The sequence below is a fragment of the Streptomyces sp. NPDC048383 genome, assembly GCF_040651775.1.
Classification (GTDB): domain Bacteria; phylum Actinomycetota; class Actinomycetes; order Streptomycetales; family Streptomycetaceae; genus Streptomyces.
In genome coordinates, this window is the sequence record NZ_JBEZKS010000075.1 from 1 (window position 1) to 22023 (window position 22023).

Annotated in this window: 21 protein-coding genes; 3 read left to right on the forward strand and 18 right to left on the reverse strand. The window is 72.1% G+C overall.

Translation table 11 applies throughout. The annotated features are described in order from the left end of the window. Positions 1-148 precede the first annotated feature (148 nt). The 10 genes from AB0D46_RS34530 to AB0D46_RS34575 form a co-directional block, all read right to left on the reverse strand. Positions 149-2551 (reverse strand): SDR family oxidoreductase, encoded by a 2403-nt coding sequence (locus tag AB0D46_RS34530; protein ID WP_362883474.1) that lies wholly within the window; start codon positions 2549-2551, stop codon positions 149-151. Positions 2552-2553: 2 nt separating this feature from the next. Further along, a complete protein-coding gene (locus tag AB0D46_RS34535) occupies positions 2554-3540 on the reverse strand; it encodes an aromatase/cyclase (protein WP_362883475.1) in 987 nt (328 codons plus the stop codon). 235 nt (positions 3541-3775) lie between these two features. After that, complete coding sequence (locus AB0D46_RS34540) at positions 3776-4045, reverse strand: acyl carrier protein (protein WP_362883477.1); 270 nt, start codon at positions 4043-4045, stop codon at positions 3776-3778. A gap of 112 nt (positions 4046-4157) precedes the next feature. Continuing rightward, the gene (locus AB0D46_RS34545; protein ID WP_362883479.1) at positions 4158-5375 is read right to left on the reverse strand and encodes a ketosynthase chain-length factor; all 1218 of its coding nucleotides are present in this window, start codon (positions 5373-5375) and stop codon (positions 4158-4160) included. After that, the gene (locus AB0D46_RS34550) at positions 5372-6640 is read right to left on the reverse strand and encodes a beta-ketoacyl-[acyl-carrier-protein] synthase family protein (protein ID WP_362883481.1); all 1269 of its coding nucleotides are present in this window, start codon (positions 6638-6640) and stop codon (positions 5372-5374) included. Before AB0D46_RS34550 ends, AB0D46_RS34545 begins: the two co-directional genes overlap by 4 nt. A 40-nt stretch (positions 6641-6680) precedes the next feature. Further along, positions 6681-7010: a TcmI family type II polyketide cyclase gene (locus tag AB0D46_RS34555; RefSeq protein WP_362883482.1), complete on the reverse strand. Its 330-nt coding sequence runs from the start codon at positions 7008-7010 to the stop codon at positions 6681-6683. Positions 7011-7092: 82 nt separating this feature from the next. Continuing rightward, positions 7093-7740 carry a TetR/AcrR family transcriptional regulator C-terminal domain-containing protein gene (locus tag AB0D46_RS34560; protein ID WP_362883484.1) on the reverse strand — a complete coding sequence of 216 codons (648 nt, stop codon included), beginning with the start codon at positions 7738-7740 and terminating at the stop codon, positions 7093-7095. A 209-nt stretch (positions 7741-7949) separates the two neighbouring features. Next, positions 7950-9431, reverse strand: coding sequence for an FAD-dependent monooxygenase (locus AB0D46_RS34565; protein ID WP_362883486.1), 1482 nt, complete (start codon positions 9429-9431; stop codon positions 7950-7952). A 428-nt stretch (positions 9432-9859) separates the two neighbouring features. Continuing rightward, entirely contained in the window at positions 9860-10723 is an 864-nt protein-coding gene (locus AB0D46_RS34570) for a hypothetical protein (protein ID WP_362883488.1), read from the reverse strand. A gap of 111 nt (positions 10724-10834) precedes the next feature. Further along, positions 10835-11605 (reverse strand): response regulator transcription factor, encoded by a 771-nt coding sequence (locus AB0D46_RS34575; RefSeq protein ID WP_362883489.1) that lies wholly within the window; start codon positions 11603-11605, stop codon positions 10835-10837. A 229-nt stretch (positions 11606-11834) separates the two neighbouring features. Between AB0D46_RS34575 and AB0D46_RS34580 the strand changes: the two genes are divergently transcribed. After that, on the forward strand, positions 11835-12449 hold the full coding sequence (locus AB0D46_RS34580; RefSeq protein ID WP_362883491.1) for a ScbR family autoregulator-binding transcription factor: 615 nt from the start codon (positions 11835-11837) through the stop codon (positions 12447-12449). A 127-nt stretch (positions 12450-12576) separates the two neighbouring features. Here AB0D46_RS34580 and AB0D46_RS34585 read toward each other — a convergent pair whose 3' ends face one another. The 6 genes from AB0D46_RS34585 to AB0D46_RS34610 all read right to left on the reverse strand — a co-directional run bounded on the left by AB0D46_RS34585 (position 12577) and on the right by AB0D46_RS34610 (position 17929). Then, entirely contained in the window at positions 12577-13518 is a 942-nt protein-coding gene (locus AB0D46_RS34585; protein ID WP_362883493.1) for an SRPBCC family protein, read from the reverse strand. Positions 13519-13691: 173 nt separating this feature from the next. Continuing rightward, entirely contained in the window at positions 13692-13955 is a 264-nt protein-coding gene (locus AB0D46_RS34590; RefSeq protein ID WP_362883494.1) for a phosphopantetheine-binding protein, read from the reverse strand. A gap of 144 nt (positions 13956-14099) precedes the next feature. After that, positions 14100-14921, reverse strand: a complete 822-nt coding sequence (locus AB0D46_RS34595) for an AfsR/SARP family transcriptional regulator (protein WP_362883496.1) — start codon at positions 14919-14921, stop codon at positions 14100-14102. A 332-nt stretch (positions 14922-15253) separates the two neighbouring features. Then, the gene (locus AB0D46_RS34600; RefSeq protein ID WP_362883530.1) at positions 15254-16075 is read right to left on the reverse strand and encodes an AfsR/SARP family transcriptional regulator; all 822 of its coding nucleotides are present in this window, start codon (positions 16073-16075) and stop codon (positions 15254-15256) included. 409 nt (positions 16076-16484) lie between these two features. Beyond that, positions 16485-17144, reverse strand: coding sequence for a ScbR family autoregulator-binding transcription factor (locus tag AB0D46_RS34605; RefSeq protein WP_362883498.1), 660 nt, complete (start codon positions 17142-17144; stop codon positions 16485-16487). Between the two features lie 122 nt (positions 17145-17266). After that, complete coding sequence (locus tag AB0D46_RS34610; protein ID WP_362883500.1) at positions 17267-17929, reverse strand: ScbR family autoregulator-binding transcription factor; 663 nt, start codon at positions 17927-17929, stop codon at positions 17267-17269. Between the two features lie 554 nt (positions 17930-18483). Here AB0D46_RS34610 and AB0D46_RS34615 point away from each other — a divergent pair. Next, the gene (locus tag AB0D46_RS34615) at positions 18484-19467 is read left to right on the forward strand and encodes a ScbA/BarX family gamma-butyrolactone biosynthesis protein (protein ID WP_362883502.1); all 984 of its coding nucleotides are present in this window, start codon (positions 18484-18486) and stop codon (positions 19465-19467) included. A 35-nt stretch (positions 19468-19502) separates the two neighbouring features. On the opposite strand, the gene AB0D46_RS34620 is transcribed toward AB0D46_RS34615, so the two are convergent. Beyond that, positions 19503-20477: an NAD(P)-dependent oxidoreductase gene (locus AB0D46_RS34620; protein WP_362883503.1), complete on the reverse strand. Its 975-nt coding sequence runs from the start codon at positions 20475-20477 to the stop codon at positions 19503-19505. A gap of 39 nt (positions 20478-20516) precedes the next feature. Between AB0D46_RS34620 and AB0D46_RS34625 the strand changes: the two genes are divergently transcribed. Beyond that, the gene (locus AB0D46_RS34625; protein ID WP_362883505.1) at positions 20517-20990 is read left to right on the forward strand and encodes a GNAT family N-acetyltransferase; all 474 of its coding nucleotides are present in this window, start codon (positions 20517-20519) and stop codon (positions 20988-20990) included. Positions 20991-21030: 40 nt separating this feature from the next. Here AB0D46_RS34625 and AB0D46_RS34630 read toward each other — a convergent pair whose 3' ends face one another. Next, positions 21031-22017 (reverse strand): AraC family transcriptional regulator, encoded by a 987-nt coding sequence (locus tag AB0D46_RS34630; protein ID WP_362883507.1) that lies wholly within the window; start codon positions 22015-22017, stop codon positions 21031-21033. Between the last annotated feature and the right edge of the window lie 6 nt (positions 22018-22023).

The following is a 22023-nucleotide window of genomic DNA, read 5'->3' on the forward strand; positions in this document are numbered from 1 at the left end:
TTGTGTTGTTGGTGGGTGGGGTGGGGGGGGGGGGGGGGTTTTGGGGGGGGGGGGGGGGGGCGGGGGGGGGGCCGCCCCCCCCCCCCCCCCCGCCCCGGCGCCGGCGCGGGTGTGCGCCGGCGGGTACGGGGGCCTTCGCGCGGCCCGCTCAGCCGAGCAGGGTGCCGCCGGTGGCGTCGACGAAGGAGCCGGTGATCCAGCGCGCCTCGTCGGTCGCGAGGAACGCCACCACGTCGGCGACGTCCTCCGGCTCGCCCACCCGGTTGAAGGTGGAGAGCGCCGCCATCTGCTCGACGGCCTCGGGGACGTCGAAGACCGGGTTGTCGTTGCGGGTGATGCCGGGCGCCACCGAGTTGATGGTGATGCGCCGCGGCCCCAGCGCCTTCGCGAAGTGCAGGGCGAGCTGTTCGAGCGCCCCCTTGCTCATCGCGTACGCGATCTCGTCCGGGTTCGCGAACCGGGTCAGGCCGGAGGAGATGTTGATGATCCGGCCGCCGTCCGGCATGTTCCGCAGCGCCCGCTGGATCAGGAAGAACGGGGCCCTGGCGTTCACCGCGAAGATCCGGTCGAACTGGTCGGGCGTGAGGTCGGCGGGGCCGACGCCGCCCATGACCCCCGCGTTGTTGACGAGGATGTGCAGGTCGGTGCTGCCGGTGCGGTCCAGCAGGTCCCGTTCCAGGGCGTCGAACAGGGCGTCCGCGTCCCCCCGGACCCCCAGCTCGGCCCGTACCGCGAAGGCGCGGCCACCGTCGCGTTCCACCTCGGCGACGACGGACCGGGCCGCCTCCTCGTCCTGGGTGTAGTGGACGGCGACGAGCGCGCCCTCCTCCGCGAGCCGGACGGCGGCGGCCCGACCCATGCCCCGGCTCGATCCGGTGACCAGCGCGGTTCTGCCCGTCAGCCTGTCCATCCCGCTCCTCCGCTCCCTCGCCACCCGTACGGCGGGGGAGGCCGTCACCGGTTCGCGACGGTCGGCGTCCCGCTGCGGGGCCCGGACCGGGACCGGCCCGAACCAGCGCTCCAGGGCGGCCGTGAACTCCTCGGCCCGGGGCGCTCCGTCCGCCGCGCCGGTTACCTCCGCCGACTCCGCCGACTCCGCCGACTCCGCCGCATCCGTCGCGTCCGTCGGCTCCGTCGCGTCCGACCAGACGACGTGCCCGTCCGGCCGGACCAGGAGCGCCACCGGTTCGTGGCCCTGCGTCGGGGTGGCGGTCGCCACCGTGAGCCGGTCCGCCCAGGGTTCGGCCGCGGCGCGCAGTTGGGCGCGCCGGGCCTCGTCGCCGGGTGCCAGGAGCAGCAGTCCGCGTCCGGGGCGCAGGAGTTCCGAGGTGGTGGTGGCGCCGGCCGCGGCCATCGCGCCCGTCAGCGGCAGGCGCCGGCCGAGCAACGGGTCGGCGCCGCCCGAGGAGACCTCGTAGCGGACGTCCAGCCCCGAGATCATCCCGGCCAGGTGGACCCGTACGTCCTCGTGCCCGGTCAGTTCCGCGAAGACCTCCCGGATCGCGTCGACCTCGCCGCCGCCGAGCAGCAGCAGTGCCTGGGTCCGGACGTTGCTCCGGACCGCCTGGCCGACGGTGTGGCGTTCCTCGTGGTAACTGTCGAGGAGCGTGTCCGCGGCCCGCCCCGCGACCGTGGCGGCGAGCTTCCAGCCCAGGTTGAAGGCGTCCTGCAACCCGAGGTTGAGTGCCTGGCCGCCGATCGGCATCTGCTGGTGCGCCGCGTCCCCGGCGAGCAGCAGCCGGCCCCGCCGGTAGTCCGCGGCCTGCCGGGAGGCGTCGCCGAACGAGTTCACCCACAGCGGGGTGCCGCCGCTGATGTCCTCGCCCGTGATGCGCTTCCAGGTGTCGGCGACCTCCTCGAAGGAGGGCCGGCCGGGCCGGGGGGCGGCCCCGAACTCGTGGACCATCACCCGGGTCACCCCGTCGGGGCGCCGGGCGGCGATGGCGAGTCCGCCCGGCAGCCGCTCGAAGCGGCGGGCCGGGACGTCGATGCCGGTGACGTCCGCGCGCAGCAGTTCGCGGCCCGCGTCGGTGCCGGGGAACTCGAAGCCGCCCAGCCGGCGCACGACGCTGTCCTCGCCGTCGCAGCCGACCGCGTACGCGGCCCGCAGCCGGACGGGCGTCCCGTCGGGTTCCCGCGCCTCGACGAGGACGCCGTCCCCGGTCGTGGTCAGGCCGGTGACCTCGTGGGCGCGCCGGACGTCGGCGCCGAGGTCGGCCGCCCACTGCCCGAGGACTTCCTCCAGGCGGGTCTGCGGGACCTTCCACTGCCCCGGGTAGGGGCCGGGGAGGTCCAGTCCGAGGGAGATCCCGCCGAAGTGGCCGGCGGGCTCGTTCGGGATGTCACCGAGCCCGTCGAGCAGGCCCCGGCTGTCGAGGATCTCCATGGTGCGGGCGTGCAGGGTGGACGCGCGCGATTCGGTGGTCGGGGCGGTGAGCTTGTCGAGGACCACCACGTCCGCGCCCGCCAGCCGCAGTTCCCCGGCGAGCAGCAGCCCGACGGGGCCCGCGCCGACCACGATCACCTGGGTGTCGGTGTAGTCCCCAGACATGATCAGGCCTTGTTCTCTGCGTGCTCGGCCGCCCGGTCGGCGCGCCCGCCCTGCTCGGCGTAGCGCTTGGCGTGGCCGAGGGTGGCGCGGCTGTTGGTGCTGAGGGCGTTGCGGACGAACTCCCGCGCGTCCTCCACGCCGGCCTGTTCGCCGAGCACCTCGGCGATGTTGTCGGTGTTGATGGTGACGGTGTGCTGCGAGGAAGCGGCGACGCCGTGGTCGTTCTCGGCGAAGGTCCAGTAGCCCGTGTGCAGGGTCATCAGGGCGGGCAGCACCGTCTGCTTGTAGGCGATCTTCTCGTGGGGGAAGGTCACCCGGTAGGACTTGGTGGTGTGGGTGGCGCCGTCCTTGGAGTGCGTGGTGTCCATCTCCAGTTCCTGGAGGCCGGGGGTGTCCTCGGTGAGGCGGACGACCGCCACGTGCGGGAGCCGCTCGGGCCACAGGTCGGCGCGGTTGACGAAGTCGAAGACGTCCTTGGCGCTGCCGTCGATCTGGACGGTGTCCTCGAAGGAGAAGGTGAGGTCCTCGGCGGCGTGGGCGAGCTCGACGTTGGTCTTCAGGGCGGCGAGTTCGGTGCGGGAGTTGCGGTCGACGGCCTCGTCGATCCAGGCCAGGGAGGCCGGGTCGTCGTCGATGGCCCGGTAGTCGTGCAGGAGCCGTACGCGGGAGGCGTCCTCACTCAGCGGCTCGATGATCCAGGTGCCGCCCATGGCCGCGATGGGGGGTGCGGGTATCTCCTGGCGGAAGGTGATGACGAGGCCCTCGGGGTCCAGGGTGCGGCGCGAGGTCCAGTTCTTCGGCTCGCCGTTGGCCGTGGCCCAGATGCGGATGCGTTCCTGGTGCGGGCCGTCGGGCGTCTGGTCGACGTAGATGGTCGGCGGGAAGATCCGGGGCCAGTTCCTGACTTCGGCGATCAGGCGGTAGACGGCGGCGGCCGGGGCCGAGATCGTGATCTCGTGCTCCACCTCGCGCAGGCCGGGCTGCGACATGCTGATGACTCCTCGGGAATCGTAAGGTTTTCGGGGTCGGCGGACCGCCGTGCGATCTTCGAGCGGCCCGGGCGGTACGGGCCGGGCCGACGGTGCTCCGTCGGAGCGTCGGCCGGCCCGTACCGCCGGGACCGCGGGGGGAACGCGCCTTCGGAGTGCTACCGGCCGCCGCCCGGAGGGCGGGGCCGGACCCGTCGCGCGGACGGGACCCCGATGGCACGGCCTGGGGCACGCCCTAGGCGTCGACGAGGGCCCGCAGGCTCTCGTTGATGGCCGCGACCAGGGACCGCGGCGTGGTGTGGTCGCTGAACACGTCGTCGTCGAGGGTGACGCCGAACTCGCGCTCGATCCGGCCGCCGGTCTCCAGGAGCGCGAGCGACTCGTAGCCCAGCGTCTCGAAGTCGCTGTCGAGGATGTCGCCGTCGAGGTCGACGCCCTCGTCGGCGCCGGCGCCCTCCAGGAGGATGCGCTTGAGGTCGTCAAAGGTGAATTCCTGCTTGGACACGATGGATCCCTTCATCGGTGAGCCGTGGCCGGTGGGTTCCGGCTACGGGGCACGGCAACGCCCGCCGCTGTCAGGGGGGTGGTGACGGTGACGGACGCCGGTTCGTGGGCCGTCAGTCGACGGCGCGCACCACGACGGCGGAGTTGAAGCCTCCGCGGCCGCGGGCGAGGACGACCGCGGTGCGCACGGAGGCGGTCCGCGGCCGGGAGGCCACCAGGTCGAGGTCGTGGGCCGGGGACAGTTCGACGTTGGTGGTCGGCGGGATGAGGCCCTCCCGCATGGCCAGGACCGCCGAGACCACGTCGACCGGCGCGCCGCCCGCGTTGAGCCGGCCCGTCATCGTCTTGGGGGCGGTGACCGGCACGCCGCGCGGCCCGAAGACCGCGGTGATGGCCTCGGCCTCCTGCCGGTCGAGCGCGGGGGTGCCCGCCGCGTCGGCGAAGACGACGTCCACCTCGGCCGAGTGGCAGTCGGCGTCGGCGAGGGCCGTTTCCAGGGCGCGGCGCAGTCCGGGTTCGCGTCCGCTGCCGGGCCGGGGGTCGAGCGTGGCGCCGTAGCCGGCGAGTTCGCCGTAGACGGTGCGCGCGCCGCGGGCCAGGGCGCTGTCCTCGTCCTCCAGGACGAGGAGGGCGCCGCCCTCACCCGGTACGTAGCCGCGGGCGGCCGCGTCGAAGGGCAGGTAGGCGCTGTCCGGGGCGGCGGCGGTGGACATCGTTCCGCCGGCGAGGTGGGCGGCCCAGCCCAGCGGACAGATCGAGGCGTCGAAGCCGCCGGTGGCGATCAGCTTGCTGCCCTTGCGGAGTTGGCGCCGGGCGTGGGCGAGGGCGTCGAGGCCGCCCGCCTGGTCTCCGACGATGACTCCGGTGGGGCCGCGCAGGTCGTTGCGGATGGAGATCTGGCCGCTGTTGACGGCGTAGAACCAGGCGAAGGACTGGTAGGCGCTGACGTGGTTGGCGCCCTGGCTCCAGAGCTTGCGGAGCTCGGTCTCGCCGAACTCGAAGCCGCCGGACCCGGCCGCGGTGACCACGCCCATGTCGTACGCGTCGATGTCGCCCGGTGTCACTCCGGCGTCGGTGAAGGCCTGGTCGGCGGCGACCAGGGCGAGCTGCGTCACCCGGTCGGTCTGTGGGACGAGCCGGCCCGGGAGGTGTTCCCCGGCGTCGAAGCCGTGGATCTCCCCCGCCAACCGAGCCGGGTAGGACGAGGCGTCGAAGCGGGTGACGGGACCGATGGCGTTCTTGCCGATCCGGGTCGCCGCCCAGAAGTCCTCGACGCCGAGCCCGGTGGGGGCGGCCACGCCGATGCCGGTGACCAGGGTCCTGGCGCTCATGCGGTCCTCCTGTCGGGCCTGGTCAGCACCATCGCGCTCTGGAACCCGCCGAATCCGCTGCCGACGGTCAGGACGGCATCGGTGCGGTGTTCCCGCGCGACGAGCGGGACGTAGTCGAGGTCGCACTCGGGGTCGGGGGTGTGGAGGTTCGCGGTGGGGGGCACCACGTGGTGCTCCATCGCGAGGACGGAGGCGGCGATCTCCATGGATCCGACGGAGCCGAGCGAGTGCCCGATCATCGACTTCACCGAGCTGACCGGGGTGCGGTACGCGTGCGCTCCGAGCGCCACCTTGTACGCGGCCGTCTCGTGCCGGTCGTTCTGCTTGGTGCCCGAGCCGTGCGCGTTGACGTAGTCGATGTCGGTGGGGTTCAGCCTGGCCTCGTCCAGCGCGACCGTGATGGCCTCGGCCATGTCGCGGCCGTCGGGGCGCAGGCCGGTCATGTGGAAGGCGCTGGAACGGGAGGCGTAGCCGGCGATCTCCGCGTAGACGTGCGCGCCGCGGCGGCGCGCGCTGTCCCACTCCTCCAGTACGAACACCGCGGCGCCCTCACCGAGGACGAATCCCTTGCGGGAGGCGTCGAAGGGCCGTGAGGCCGTTGCGGGCTCGTCGTTGAGCGAGGTCGTCGCCCTGATCGCGTCGAAGCACGCCAGGGTAAGCGGCGTGATCGGGGCGTCCGCGGCGCCGGTGATCATGACGTCGGCGGTTCCCTCCCGGATCAGGTCGACGGCGTGCGCGACCGAGTCGATGCCGGAGGTGCAGCCGGTGGAGACCACCGTCGCCGGGCCTTCGGCGCCGACGGTCCACGCGATTTCCGCCGCGAAGGAGCTCGGCACGAAGTGGTCGTACATGTGGCGCGGTGCGTACCTGTGGTCGACCTCGCCGAGCCGGCCGTCGTCGCTGACCACGCGGTATCCGCTGTCGAGGCTGCCGACGGCGCCCACGGCGGTGCCGATGCTGACGCCCGTGCGGTACGGATCGAACCCGGCGAGGTCGAGGCCGCTGTCGGCGAGCGCCTCGCGCGCGGAGACGACGCCGAACTGGGCGGCGCGGTCCAGCCGGCTGATCTCCTGCGGAGTCAGCCCGTGCGTGCGGGGGTCGAAGTCGGCTTCGGCGGCCACCCTGGAGCGGAACGGCGAGGGGTCGAAGAGGGTGATCCCCCGGGTCGCCGTCCGTCCGGAGCTCAGCAGGCTCCAGAAGTTCTTGGTGCCGATGCCTCCCGGCGCCAGCACGCCGAGCCCCGTGATCACTACCCGGCGAGCCACCGGTGCTGCCCTCCCCTCGTGTCGGACCGGCGGGACGTCATCACGACGCCGACCAGTCGTAGAAGCGGGTGGCCATGGCGTCGGCGGGGGTGCGCCAGGTCGCCGGGTCGTAGGGCTGGATGAACGGCAGCAGGTCGTGGCTGATCTTCATGAAACGCGGGTCCGTACGGGAGTCCTGGATCCGCTGTCCGCCGTCGTCGCCGGCGAAGTCCTGGAGGTGGAAGTAGAGGCCCTTGTACATGAACAGCCGGCGTCGCAGGGTTCCCATCCGCTCCGGCATGTCGGTGGTGTCGAACTCGGCGAACAGGCTGGCGACTTGGTCTTTCGACATGCTGTCCATCCGGGCCACGATCAGATTGCTGTGCTGCATCCGTTCTCTCTCTTCCGTGAGCTTCGGTGAGCTCGTGTGAGCTTCCGTCGGGGGCGTGCGTGCTTCAGGCGTGGTACAGGCTTCAGGCGTGGTAAAGGCGGATGAAGTCGGCCACGCCGTCGGCGATGAGCGCGTCGGCCTCGGCGTCGGGCAGCGGCAACGCCCCCAGGAAGGAGCGCTGGACGACGGTGGAGGGGACCAGCAGGATGAAACGTTCCGCCGCCTGGTCGGCGTCGGCGATGTCGAGCAGCCCCTTGGCCGCGACCCGCTGGAGCCGGCGGGCCAGCTCGCGCCGGGCCTGGCGGGGGCCGGCGTCCTGCCACTTCTGGACCGCCTCGACGGGGAGCCGGCTGACCTCGGCGCTGATGTGCCGGACGATCGCGAAGTGTTCGCGGAAGGCCTCCAGCGGCGCCAGCCAGGCCCGGCCGAGCGCGATGAGGTCCTGCTCCAGGTCGGTGATCTCCTCCAGGTAGCTCTCGGCCACCGACGCGAGGGCGGCCGCGACGGAGACCGAGCTGTCCAGCAGCACGCTGAGCAGCAGCTGTTCCTGGTCCGGGAAGTGCCGCTCCACCGTGTCCGTCGGTACGCCCGCCTCGACGGCCGTCGCCTCGGCGGTGCAGCGGGTCCAGCCCTCGCGGGCCAGGACGGTACGGGCGGCCCGGACGATGTCACGGCGTTCCGCGGTCGGTCCGGCGGGGGCGCGCTCGATCGTTGCTTGCGGCGTTGCCATGTGGGTCTCTCCTCGTGACGTGCTCGCACGACCGCCGGATGCGCCGGTCGTCAGGGGGTACCGGACCTCGGGCGTACCGGGTCCCGGGCGTACCGGTCTTCGCGCGTACGGGGCGCCGGGCGTGCCGGGCGCCCGGCGTGCCGCTCCCCTCGGGATCCCCCCGGGGCTCGGGCGCCGGTGGGTCGGGCGCCGGTGGGCGGCGCCGGGGGTCAGGGAGCGCCGAACCAGCGTTCGAGTGCCATGGGCAGGTCGTGGTGGCTGCCCGGTGCCGCCCAGGCCACGTACCCGTCCGGCCTGATCAGCAGGGCCGTGGTGGCCCCGTCGGGTCCGTCCGGTCCGTCGGGTCCTGACGGTGCGTACGGCCGGGCGGTGACGACGTCGACCCGCTCGGACCAGGCGGCGGCCCGCCGCCGCAGTCGGGGGTTGTCCGCGAGGTCGAGGAGGACGCCGCGCGCGGGGCGCAGCAGTTCGGTGCTGGAGGTCCGCTCGCCGGAGCCGGTCGTCAGCTCCAGGCGCGGCATGCGCCGACCGAGCAGCGGATGGCTGCCCCCGCCCACCTCGTAGGAGATCTCCAGACCGCTCACCATGGCCGCGAGGTGGCGGGCCACGTCCTCGTACGCCATCAGCTCGCGCAACGAGTCCCGCAGCGGCTGCACCTCCGCGCCGCTCAGGAACAGCAGCCCCTGGGCCCGGGTGTTCATCAACAGCCGCTTGCCGACCGCGTGCCGCTCGGAGTGGTAGGTGTCGAGCAGGCTCGGCGGGGCCGTGCCCCGCACCACCGCGGCGAGCTTCCAGCCGAGGTTGACCGAGTCCTGGATGCCGGTGTTCATGCCCTGGCCGCCCGCCGGCAGGTGGATGTGGGCGGAGTCGCCGGCCAGGATCACCCGGCCGCGCCGGTACTCGGTGACCTGCCGGGTCGCGTCGCCGAAGGCGCTCACCCACACGGGCTCGGCAGCCGATATGTCGTCCCCGGTCAGCCGCTGCCAGGCGGCGGCCACTTCGTCGAAGGAGGGCGGGCCCTCGCGCCGGCGCGGCGGCGTGCCCCGCTCGCAGACCACGATGCGGGTGGTGCCGCCGGGGAGCGGGCCCACCATCACCATGCCGCCCGGCAGGGTCTCGCCGATCATGCGGGGCTTCAGTTCGATGCCCTTGATGTCGGCGAGGTACATCTCCATGGTGGCCGCGGTGCCGGGGAAGTCGAAGCCGGCCGCCTTGCGGACGGTGCTGCGACCGCCGTCGCAACCCACCAGGTACGCCGCGCGCAGGGTGTGCCGGCCGTCGGGACCGCGCACCTCGACGTCGACGCCGTCCCCGTCGTCGTGGACCGCGACGACCTCGTGGCCGCGGCGGATGTCGGCGCCCAGGCCGGTGACCCAGTCCTCCAGGTGGGCCTCGGTGACGGACTGCGGGACGGTCTTGGCGGCTTGGCAGGCGCCGTCGAGCACCCCGAAGTCGAGGGGCAGGCCGCCGAAGTGGCCGAGCGTGCTCGTCTCGACGTCGCCGAACCGGGCGAGGATGCCGCGCTGGTCGAAGGTCTCCAGCGTGCGCGCGGTGAAGCCGAGGCCGCGTGATTCGCCCGTACGCCGTTCCAGGCGTTCCAGGACGACGACGGCGACTCCCGCCAGCCGCAGTTCACCGGCGAGCATCATGCCCGCCGGCCCCGCGCCGACGACGATCACAGGGGCGTCCATCAGGTCTCCTCGAATTCGCCTCCGGAGACAGTGCACCGGATCTTGACTACAAGGTTCTTCGGAGACGGGAGGGCATTCAATGGCGGCGGATTCAGGAGTCGGTCAGGTTCCACAAGGGCTGGTCCGTAGAGTCGCGACACGGCCAAGCGAAGGTCAAGCGCAGGTCAGACCGCTCGATCCGGGCCCTACCGAACGCTGTGCGCGCTTCCGCGCGGCACCATCCGAAATTCCGGGCCCGCCGTGCGCGTTCCCGCGCGTCGCCGTGCGCGTTCCCGTGCGTCGCCGTGCGCGTTCCCGTGCGGCAGCGTGCGGAATTCCGAGCGCCGCCGTGCCCGTTCGCACGCCTTCCCGCGCGGTTCGGCGCGCGGTCGCGTGTCCCTCCGCACCCCGGGGACGGGCGGATCGAGGTCGGTCGCGCGTACGGCAGGTCAGCCGCGAGCGGCCCGGCGGCTGAAGCAGGCACGGACGTCGGTCTCGCTGTAGTACGTGCGCCCCGCGCGGTTGCGCCTGCGCCACCGCTCCTCGCTCGCCAGCCGGTAGACGGTGCCCGTCGGGGCGTGCCACAGCCGCGCGATGTCCGCCGCGGTCAACCAGCGTTCGGTGGGGACGGCGGCCGCCGCGGCGTCCCCGGCGGCGGTCCCGGCCGGGCGGGTCGGCTCCATGGAGTGGCTCAGTTCGCTCCAGCGTTCGCTGGTCCAGCGGTGGCCCGGGTCGGCGTCGCACACGATGGTCGGACCGGCGGACCGGGCCCCGTCGCGTATGGCGAGGGCGAGGCCGCCCGCGCAGTCGGGCTCGGGGCAGGCACCGAGCCGGATGGTGCGCGTCGGGTCGGGGAAGGCGGCGCGGCGTCCCGCCCGGACGAGCCGGGCTATCTCCTCGGTGACCTCGGCCACCGCCGGATGGGCCGCGAGCCAGTCGGCGTTGCGCAGCAGGAACGCCGTGAGCGCGGCGGCCGTGCGCGGCGGCGGCGCGCAGCTCCGCTGCTGGGCGACCAGGCCGCTCCAGGAGCCGAGTACGGACACCATCCGGGCACGCACGTCGGCTGCCGCCGCGTTGAAGGGCAGCCCGGGGTGCTCACCGCCCGTGGTTCGTTCGCGCAGGCTGCCCGGGGCTCCGCCGCCGAGCACCCGCCCGCATTCCTCGTACAGGTGGGCCAGTTCGGCCAGGCCCGCGCCGAAGTGGTCCCGGCAGGACCGGCACAGCCGACTGCCCTGGACCGCACGCCGCCGGCCGCGTCCGTCGGAACGGTCGCCGCGGCAGCCCTCCCCGTGGCACAGCGCCGTCACGGTCATGTCCGTCCCCCTTGGTCCGCCCCGGCCCTGCTCGTCGTCCGCCCGCGCACCGCGGTGCGGTTGTGGTTCCGCGTCTCCTGCCGGACCGGGATCCGGGCACCGGAGTGGGACTCAGCCCTGGCCGAAGCGGAAGCCGACTCCCCGGATCGTGATGATCCAGCCGGCCCCGATCTTGTTGCGCAACGTGCTGACGTGCGTGTCGACGGTGCGACGGGACCAGGAGTCACCCCAGACCTGCTGCATCAGCATCTTGCGGGGGATGACGGTGTCGGGATGGGAGGCGAGGAGGTAGAGCATGTCGAACTCCTTGCGGGTGGTCTCGACGGGCTCCCCGTTCAGGGTCACCTCCCGCGTGCCCGCGTCGATCCGCAGCGCCCCGCAGGTGATGGTGGCGGCGACGGGGCGCGACGGCCGTGACCGGCGCATGACCGCTTCCATCCGGGCCATCAGCTCGCGGAAGCCGTACGGCTTGGCCAGGTAGTCGTCCGCGCCGGCCTGCAGGCCCAGGACCCGGTCGAGTTCGCTGCCCCGGCCGGTGACGGCGATCACCGGTATCTGGTGCGCCGCACGGATCCCCCGGCACACCTCCAGACCGTCCAGGTCCGGCAGTTCGAGGTCGAGGAGGACCAGGTCGGCGTCGGCGTAGCTGCGCAGCGCCTCGCTCCCCGTGGCGACGATGTCGACCTCGTGACCGTGACGACGCAGTCCGCGCGCCAGGGTCTCCGCTTCGACGGCGTCGTTCTCAACGATGAGGATCCGCCACAGCGCCGACTGGGCCGGGCCGTTCTGTGGCGCTCTCGGACCCTCCGCAAGCGAGAACCCTCCGCCCGCCCCCGCGGCGGCTGTGTGAGGTTCCAGCACAGCGTAGGAACGCTGGTTCATCTGCCCCCCTCCCTCAAGCTCGGTTGAGCCAACGTCAAGAAGATACAAACCGCTTCGTCGGTTTGTCAAAGGCTGTAAGTGCTGCCAAGTGAGTCAATAAAGACGTCAAATCGGGTCAAGTGCGGCCAGCGAACCTGACCAAACAGGCCACCGCCACCCCCCACTCTTTTACTCAATACCAACGGGACGGTTTAATATGAATAGGAAACTGATACAGGAGCCCTCCGTGATGAAACAAGAACGCGCTGTCCGAACCCGCCGGGCACTGATCGAGTCAGCGGCGGTGGTGTTCGGGCAGCGCGGGTACGCGGACGCGACGCTGAGCATGATCAGCGCCGGCGCCGGGGTGAGCCCGGGCGCGCTCCACTTCCACTTCGAGAACAAGGCCGCGGTCGGCGCGGCCGTCGAGGCCGCCGCCGCGCGGCGCCTGCGCGCCGCCGCCCGCACGGTGTACGCGGAGCGGACCTCGGCCCTGCAGGCTCTGGCGGGCAGCACGCTGGCCCTGGCCGGGCTGCTCTCGTACGACGTGGTGGCGCGGACCGGCCTCCAGCTCGCGCGCGAACCCGCGTACGCGTCACAGTCCGCCCTGCTCGGGGAATGGCACGTGTACGTGCACCGGCTGCTCGCCGAGGCGAAGCAGGAGGACGCGCTGGTCCCCGGCCTGTCGGGGCACGGCGTGGCCGCCTCGGTCGTGGCGGCCACGTTCGGTTTCGCGGTCCTGGGACGGGACGACCCGCAGTGGCTCTCCCCGCGCACGCTGGCGGGGTTCTGGCGGGTGGTCATGCCCTGTCTGGCCCGCCCCGCCCTGCTGGCGGGCCTCGACACCCCGAGCACCGGTTACTGAGCCCTCCCGAGGAGACGACCGGTGCCTCCGGGGTACCGTCCGGCAGGGCGCGGCGGATCCGCGGGCGCCCGGGACACGGGCCGACGGCAGGACCGGTGGAGCCGGTCCCGCCGCCGGGGCTCCGCGGTCAGACCGACCGGAGCGACCTGACCGATTCCCGAGCGTGCTGCTGCGCCGGCCCGAGCGTGGCCCTGCTCTCCGCGCCGAGCGCCTCGCGGACGAACCGGCGCGCCCGCGCGAGGTCCGCGTCCGGGCCGAGGACGCGTTCCACCATCCGCTCGTCCAGCAGGACGTCGTGCCGGGCGACGACGGTGACACCGGTCGCGTCGGGCTCCACCGACCATTCGCCGGTGTGCGCGCTCAGCAGGGCGTGCGGACGCAGCTGTTTGAAGACGATCCGGCCGGCCGCCGGGAAGCACACGCGCACCGCCTCGGTGGTGTAGGCGGAGCCGTCCCCGGCGAGGTTGACGACCGTGGCGTGTTGGACGCCGGGGCTGCCCTCGGTGACCTCGGCGCGCACGACGTGCGGCACCCGGCCGGGCCAGGACGCCACCCCGTACAGGAACTCGTAGACCGGTTCGGCCGGTCCCTGGATCCGTACGGACTCCTCGAAGGAGAACGCGGCCGCGTCCAGCCGCAGCCAGCCCTCCGCGGCGGCCCGCAGCCGGTCCAACGTGGTCCGTGCCCCGGCCCGCGCCGCGGCGAGGAGCCGTTCGGCGTCCGCGGCCCGCTCGACGGTGACGCTGACGTCCTGCTCCAGCGTCAGCCGGGACCAGCCGGGCGCGAGTTCCTCCACCCTCCAGCTGCCGCCGGTCGTGCTGACGGGGGCCCCGGACCGCTCCGCGCGGAAGTCGACCCGCCGGCGTCTCGCGTCCAGGGTGCGCCGCCACAGCGACGGTTGCGGGACCCCGTCGACGACGGCCCATTGGAAGTACCGGTCCGTGGTCCCGTCGAAGTCGAGACGCTCCACGTGAATGCTGTCCGGCAGGAGCAGCGGCCACTGGGTGGTGTCGGCCACCAAGGCGTACAGGACTCCGGCCGGCGCGGCCGCGTCGACCGCGTGTGACATCCGGTGTGATCGCTCGACAGACATCAGACACCCTCTCTCAACGCTTGACGCAGATCCTGTCCGCGTTCGCCGGAATCCGCGTGGAGCACTGGTGGAGTTCCGCGAGCGCCCGACGTCCCGCGCCGTGCACGGCCGACCGGGCCTGGGGAGCCGACCGGGTCGACCGTTGGGGATCAGACCCCCGCCCGGCTGCCCAGGACGGCGTTCACCAGGGCGAGGAAGCGGCGCGGGGTGTCGGCCAGTTCGAGGACTTCCCCGTCGAGCAGGATGTCGAACCGGCGTTCCACCGAGCCGGTGGTCTGCAGGACGGAGAGGCTGTCGTAGCCGAGCTCGTCCCAGTACAGGTCCTGTACTTCCTCGGTCAGCTCGACGCACTCGTCCTCGCCTCCCCATACCCGCAGGATGCGAGTCAGGTCGGTGAGTTCCAGCCGGTCCATGGCTTGCCCTTCTCCTCGTCCGCCGGCGCGGGTGCGCATACCGGCGCGACGTGAGCCTGGCGGGATCCGGTGGAGGGTTCCTCAAGCACGGTCACAGCCGCGCTGGAACGTGCGGGGGACGCCCGGCGGCCGCGGGATGCGCGCTCAGGCCGCGTACAAGTCGAAGGTCGAGCCGCGGCGCGGTCCGGCGACCACGTCCAGCGCGGGGTCCACCCGCAGCATCGCCTGGTGCAGGCGCTGGAGTTGCTGCGAGGGCTCGACGCCCAGTTCGCCGATCAGCCGGGCCCGGAGCCGGCGGTACACGTCGAGCGCGGTCGCCTGCCGCCCCGAACGGTACAGGGCGACCATGGCCTGCGAGTGCAGGCCCTCGTGCTGCGGGTTGCGGGCCATCAGCTCGGTGAGTTCGGCGAGGAGTTCGGTGTGCCGGCCGAGCCTGAGGTCGACGTCGATCCGCCGCTCGGTCGTCACCAGGCGGCTCTCCGCCAGCCGCAGCACCTCGATCTCCAGGATCGGCCCCACCCGTACGTCGACCAGGGCCGGCCCCTGCCACAGGGCGAGCGCCTTGCGCAGCAGGTCCGCCGCGCGCTCGTCGTCACCGTCGTCGAAGGCCTGCTGGCCGCCCGCGACGAGGGCGTCGTACGCGTGGACGTCCACGGACTCCGGCGGGATCTGGAGCAGGTAGCCGCCGTGCCGGGTGGCGAGCACGTCCTTGGCCGTTCCCGGGGCGCCCGGCCCCATCGCGGTGCCCAGCCGGCGGCGGAGCTGGAGGATGTACGTCTGCAGGGTGGTGAGGGCGCTGTCGGGCAGCTTGGTCCCCCAGATCTCCTCCATCAGCGTCGGCACGGGCATCACCCGGCCCGGGTAGAGCGCGAGAAGCGCCAGGATCTGACGCGGCTTGCCCGCCGTGGGAACGATCGATGCCCCGTTGACCTCGGCACTCAACGGACCCAGAACCTGAATCTTCACGGTCTCCCGTCTCCCCTCCGTATTTCGTCGACGTACTCTCGGTTTTCAGCATTCGACCGGATGACGATATGTCAGGCGGATCCCAGGTCACCCGCATCTCAAGCCGACATCGAGCAGATCTCCGCAGCGGACGAACATCCGAAGGATTCCACCCGGATGATTCCGGTTGGTGCCCATAACCCCGTTCCGACGACCCAAAGGACCGGGGTCAATACGTTCCGATTCGCCTCTCGGAAATCCCTTTTCAGGAATGCGGAATGCCCTCTGCACCTTTCGAGGGTTTTCGAAGGAACCTTGCGCGATTGAGCGGAGCGCGATGTTCTCCCGGCGAATCAACCCACTTGTGCCAGCCGCTTTCGGGCTGCCGCCGGGACCGCGGCCGGGTTTTCGGGACCGGTCATCAGGATCGACCGCTGAAGGCTGCGCAGCGCGGCCGAGGGCTCGATGCCGAGCTCGCGCACCAGCGTGGCGCGCAGCCGCTGGTAGACGCTGAGCGCCTCACCGCGGCGGCCGGAGCGGTGCAGGGCGAGCATGAACTGGCCGTGCAGGTTCTCGTGGATGCGGTAGCGGCTCGCCAGGACCGTCAGTTCCGCGAGGAGCTCCCGGTGCCGACCGAGCTTGAGGTCGGCCTCGATGCGCTGGTCGAGGGCGCACAGCCGGGTCTCCTCCAGCCGCCGCGTCTCCATGTCGAGCTGCACCCCGCCGTGAACGTCCGCGAACGCCGGACCCGACCACAGCGAGAGGGCCTCGCGCAGCAACCGCGCCGCACCGGCCGCGTCCCCCGCGTCCATCGCCCGGTAGCCCAATCCGGCCAGCCGGTCGAATTCGCGGACATCGCTGGTCCCGCCGGCGCTGTTCAGCATGTAGCCGCCGGGCAGCGTGACGAGGACGTCCTTGGGGGTCCGGGTTCCGTCCGTCTCCTTGAGCGCCGTCGCGATGAGGGCGCGCAGCTGGAGCACGTACGTCTGCAGGGTGGTGCGGGCGCTGCGCGGCGGCTCGGTACCCCACAGCTCCTCGATCAGCGCCGCGACCGGGACGACCTGGTCCGCGTGGAGCGCGAGCAGTGCCAGGACCTGGCGGGGCTTGGCTGCGGTCGGCGTGATGGAGACCCCGTTCTCCCGCACGGCCAGTGCGCCCAGTACATCGATGTCCACGCCGTACTCCCCTGCTTCGTCCATGGATGAGCCCTTGACTTTCGCTGGAATGAGCAAAAAACAGCTGAGCCGGTTTGTCAATACCAAACCGGCTGTGCCGTTTCTCTCCCGAATCGGACACACAAAGCGGCCAAAACACGTCCTGAGCTGGGAAGTTGGCCTCAAAAGGGGGCTTCGGAGCCGCTTTCGGGGGCTCAAGGATCCAAGAAAAAAACCCCTCGGAAACCCGTCCGAGGGGTGTGGAGCGGCCAGAACCAACCAACCGGTCCGGCCACTTGGTCCCATTGATCAAGGTCCGCACCGCGGGCCGTGCCGGCCGAATCCGACAGGCAGCCCCAGGAACGGCCACCGGGATGCCCTCGAAGTGGCCCCGGCCGGACGGGATTTCGGCGACGTGAGCCGGGTCGGTTCAGTGGGGCTGCGAGGCCCGGACCGCGCCCGAGCCGGCCGGTATGAGCTCCCCGAGGGAGCCCTGCGCTGCGAGCCGAGGCAGCATCAGCTGCCAGTACGGGGTGACGCCGGAGGGGCCGAACCGGCGGGATCCTCCGGCTCCGAGGACCCCGAAGCCGACCATCGCCGCCACCACGGCGGCAGCCGCCGCCTGCGGGGACACCCCCTCGGCCAACCGACCCTCGCGCTGCGCGGCGCGGAACATGCCCTCGACCCAGCGCTGCCACTGCACGCGCAGGTCCCAGCCCGCGCCGCCGCCCCGCGCGGTCAGGGTGACCGCGCCGGTGCCCGCGCACAGCCCGAAGCCCGCGTTGACGACGGGATCGCGGGCCAGCAGCTCCATCAACTCGTGCGTGGAGTCGACGAGCGCCTGGAGGGCGTTGCCGTCGGAGACCCGGGACACCGTGATCGTGCGCAGGGTCGCCGACGCCCGCCGCGCCACGGCTTCGGCCAGCGCGGTCTTGTTCCCGAAATGGAAGTGCAGCCCGCCGGCGCTGACGCCGGCGCGCTTGCTGATGGCCGCGATGGAGGCGGTGACGAACCCCTCCTCCGCGAACACCTCGGCGGCCGCTCGCACCAGGACTTCACGCGTGCGGGCGGCACGTTCCTGCTTGACCATGAGGACTCCACAAACCGCCCCGGCGGTTTGCCGGAGCTATGAACATCCCCCATGGTCTGTGCCGATCATCGAACCGGATTCGAGCCGCGCTGGAGCGCGGCTCAGGTGCGGCCGAGCACGGCTCAGGTGTGAACGGGCTCCCCGACCGAGGCGGCCGCGGCCGCCTCGTCCAGCAGTCGGATCTCCGCCGCCACCGTCGCGCCCCGCTCGGGGCCGAGATCCAGCCGCGCCAGCACCGCGGGAACCGCGATGCTCGGATAGAAGTGCTGATAGAAGACCGAGACCCGGTATTCGATGTCCGCGCGGTCGGTCAGGGTCTGCGAGTAGATCTGCACCCCCGCCCAACCGGCGGACAGCGCCCAGGCCGCCTCGGCGGTGTTCACGTGGGGGAGCAACTCCCCCTGCGCCTTGGCCTGGAGGAGCACGTCCTCGGTGACCTGGATCCAGCCGGGCACGGACCCGCCGCCGAAGATCTCGCGCATGTCCGGCCCCAGGGAGAGCCTGGTACCCGCGCTGAGCAGGGGGTTGTGCTTCGTCCGGTAGGCGAGCACCATGCCGAGGTCGAAGAGTTCCTGAAGCTTGATCTCACGCGGCGGAACGGTTCCCTCGGTGTACTGCTCGTCGAGGATGCCGCGGGCAAGGTCCTGCTTCGACGCGAAATGGAAGTAGAGCGCGCCCTTGGTGACCCCGGCCTTGGCGAGGATGTCAGCGATGGTGGCGGCCTCGAACCCCCGCTCGTCGAAGACTGCGGCTGCCGCTTCCAAGATCACACGACGCGTGCGCACTGCACGCTCCTGACGTGCCACGATGCCTCCGATACACAGTGGGTGACTACGGACGGATCCCCTAGAGGACCCCCTCCCCCCATTAAAACCAACCAGAAGGTCCGTATTTTATCAACCCGCAAACCATAACGCCTAGGGACACACGAGCCTCCCTCCGCTGCCGCGCGGGGCACGCGGGGGGCACTCGCGGGGTACGCGCGGTGATCGACCGGACGATCACGAGGCGCCCCGGCCGCCGATTTGTCGCTAGAGGATGACTCGCAGTCACCTCCAAGAAACAACCGCCTGGTCGGTTCTTTATCTGCCCCGTATGGCTCAATCCACACCCCCCCACGTCGCCCCTCTGATAGGCCTCCCGCCCCGTGGTTTCCCCTGTGCGGCCTGCGGGCGCACCGTCGGCCCGCCACCTCCACGCCCCTCCGCCGAACCCGTCCGGTCGGGGCGCGTTCGATAAGTGGAAGGCGCTATTTCCTTGCAAATAAAACCGGAGAGTACGTATCTTACGTCGCAGAGTGCTCGTTCCATCCGTCAACCTCGGCTCTGCGGAGAGGTCCATGACCCTGCTCACGTTCGAGAACAACACCACCGCACCGACTGCACCGCGCACGGAGGGCGGTCGGTGGACGACGCGCTGTAACGACATCCAGCAGCAGCTCACCAGCACGGTCCCCCGGGAATACGTACACCGGAGCGCGGTCGCCGAGGTGTTCCTGACGGGCTACGAGCGGATGGGCGACGACGTCTTCCGGGTGACCGCCCAGTGGCCCCGCGCCCACATGTTCTTCACCAGCGCCGACGGCCTCAGCCACGACCCGGTGCAGGCGGCGGAGACGATCCGCCAGGCGGGACTCCTGCTGGCGCACGCCGAGTACGGAGTGCCCCTCACCCACAACGCCTTGGTCTGGAGCCTCGGTTTCAAGACCGAACCCGCCGAGATGTTCATCGGCAACAGCCCCAGCGATCTCGAACTCATAGTGACCTGCCGGGACTTCGCCTGGCAGGGCAACAGATTCTCAGGGTTCGTCGAAGTGACGGTCCGACGGGGGGACCGGATCGCGGCGACCGGCTCGGGGCTCTTCAGCTGCGTGTCCCCCGCGGTGTACCGCAGACTTCGCGGCGAGTACGCCAAGGCGTCCTCGTCGCTCCGCATGGGCCCCTCCCCGGCGCCGATCCCCGCACAGTCGGCCGGCCGCGTCTCGCCGACCGACGTCGTCCTCGCCGCCGGCGACCGGCCGGGCCGCTGGCTGCTCAGCCCCAACTTCGGGCACCCGGTCCTCTTCGAGCACCCCAACGACCACCACCCGGGCATGGTGCTGATCGAGGCCGCCCGTCAGGCGGCCTGCGGGGTCCTGGAGGGCGAAGCGTTCAAGCCGACCGGCATCGACAGCTTCTTCCACAGCTACGCCGAGCTCGACGCCCCCTGCTGGATCGACACGGAGGTCGCCCACTCCACGGACCCCGCCGTCCGCATCGTCCAGGTCACCGGACGCCAGGGTGACGTCAAGACCTTCGAGGCCACCGTCACCGGCACCGTCTGAGGCGGGCGACGGCGGCCCAGGGGCACGCGGCGCGCTCAGAGCCCCAACCGCTCCCGGTACCAGGGGGCGTACGCCCCGAACCCCTCGGTCAGTCGCGGACCGGGTTCGGCACCGACCAGTTTCCACAGCGCGCCGCTGTCGTACCAGTGATCGGTGGTCAGCAGGGAAAGTCTGCGCCGGGTGACCGGATCACCGGCCGCCCCCCATCGTTCCAGTGCCTCGTCAAGGGTGATGTCGCCCTCCGGCAGGGCGACACCCAGTGCCCGCCCCACCGTCGTGATCAGCTCGCGGGAGGTCACCGGCTCCGGATGACTCGCGTGCAGCACCTGCCCGCCGGGCAGCGCGGGCAGCCGGGCCAGGTCGACGAGGGCCCCCGCGAGCGCATCCGCGGAGATCAGCGAGATGCGCGCACGGCCGCCGTCCACCCAATGCGGCAGCATTCCCATCAGTTGCACCAGAGCGGGAACGAGCCAGATGTCGCCGCGCCCGTAGACCAGGTGCGGGCGCAGGACGGTGCCGCCCGCCGCGAGGACCAGCCGCTCGCCCTCCAGCCGCGTGACGCTGGTGGGGGAGGACGGCCGTTCCTCCAGCTCGCCCTCGGCCTCGCCCCGGTGCGGAACGTCCCGGTACACGGCGGCGGTGCCCAGGTGCACGAAGCGCCGTACCCCGGCCCGCGCGGCCTCCGCCAACAGCGCGCGGGTCCCTTCCGTGTTGACCGTCCGACACTGCTCCTCGGTGCCCCCGATACGGGCCGCCAGGTGCAGGACGGTGGTGACGCCCCCGCAGATCCCGTGCAGCGAGGCGGGATCGGTGAGGTCGCCGGTCACGACCTCGACGTTGCTCCCGGCGGCCGCCGGGCTCCGGTGGTGGGTCAGCAGCCGCAGCAAGGGGCCGCCGTCCTCGGACAGCAGGGCCGTCACGTGGGAACCGACGAAACCGGCGCTTCCCGTCACGAGTATCCGCTCGGGTGTCAACTGCTGCCTTCCGCCGGTTCCGTGGTCATCCGTCACGCAGTTTATGACCTCACGGCCGAACCGTACGCTTGGAGCATGATCAGCTCTTCACTTCGCCTCGTGCCCGTCACGGAGGAGAACTTCGACGCGGTGTGCGCGGTACGGGTCGCCCCGGCCCAGGAACACCTCGTCTCCCCCGTCGTGAAGTCGCTGGCGGAGGCGTACATGCACGGACCGGTGGCCTGGCCGCGGGCCGTCGTCGACGGCGACGAGGTCGTCGGCTTCGTCATGGCCTTCGTCGACATCGTGTGGAATCCCGCGAAGGACCCGGACGAACGCCGCTCCGGCATCTGGCGGCTCAACATCTCCGCGGGACACCAGGGCAAGGGCTACGGCCGTTTCGCGGTCGGCGCCGTCCTCCAGGAACTGCGCACCCGTGGTGCGGCCGAGGCCCACGTCTGCTGGAGCCGCGCCGAAGGCAGCCCGGAACCGTTCTACCTGGGCCTGGGCTTCCGGCCGACGGGCGAGTTCAGCGGCGACCAGACGGTCGCCGTCATCCCCCTGCCCTGAGCGCCCCGGAAAGGCCCCGCGGCGCCGGCCGGTGCGGCGGCTACGGCAGCACGACGGTGCGCCCCACCCCCACCCCCGCGGGGGACGGGGCCGCCCCGGCCCGGTACTCCTGCGGGCTGACCCCCCGTACCCGCTTGAAGGCCGCCGACAGCGCGAACGGCGTGCCGTAGCCGACCCGGCGGGCCACCGTCGCGATCGTGGCCTCCGGCTCGCGCAGCAGGTCGGCGGCCAGGGCGATCCGCCAGCCCGTCAGGTGGGCCACCGGCGGCTCGCCGACGAGCTGCGTGAAGCGGCGGGCCATCGAGGCGCGCGACACCCCGGCCTTGTGGGCGAGTTCCTCCACCGTCCAGCCGTGCGCGGGGTTCTCGTGCAGCAGCCGCAGCGCCACCCCCACCACGGGGTCGGCCTGCGCCCGGTACCAGGCGGGCGCCCCCGAGCCCGGCGCGGCGAGCCAGGCCCGCAGGACCCCGATCAGCAGCAGGTCGAGCAGCCGGTCGAGGACGATCGCCTGGCCGGGCTCGTCCCGGGACACCTCCGCGGCGAGCAGCGTGATCAAGGTGGCGTCCGCGGTGCCCGCGGGCCGGACCAGCACCGTGGGCAGCGCCCCGAGCAGCCGCCGGCCGATCTCACCGGGCGCCTGGTAGGTGCCGCTCAGCAGCACCACCGATCCGGCGTCGACGGCCCGCGCCCCCCAGGTGCGCACCCCCAACGCCATGGTGTCCGTGACGTCCTCACCGTCCCCCGTGCTGCACCGCTGGTCCGCGCCCACGGTGACCTGCACCGGGGTGCCCGGCGCGTCCGCCACGGTGTACGGCACGGGTCCCCGTACGACGGCCACGTCACCGGGGCCGATCAGGACCGGCTCGCCCGCGTCGGGCACCAGCCAGGCGGTGCCCCGTACGGGCGTCATCACCGAGAGCGGCGCCCGGTCCTCGATCCGCAGCGACCAGGGCGGGTTGAAGACGGACTTCTGCAGGTAGGCGCCGCGGGCCTTGGGCCCTTCGAGCAGTCCGGTCAGCGTGTCCATGACCCC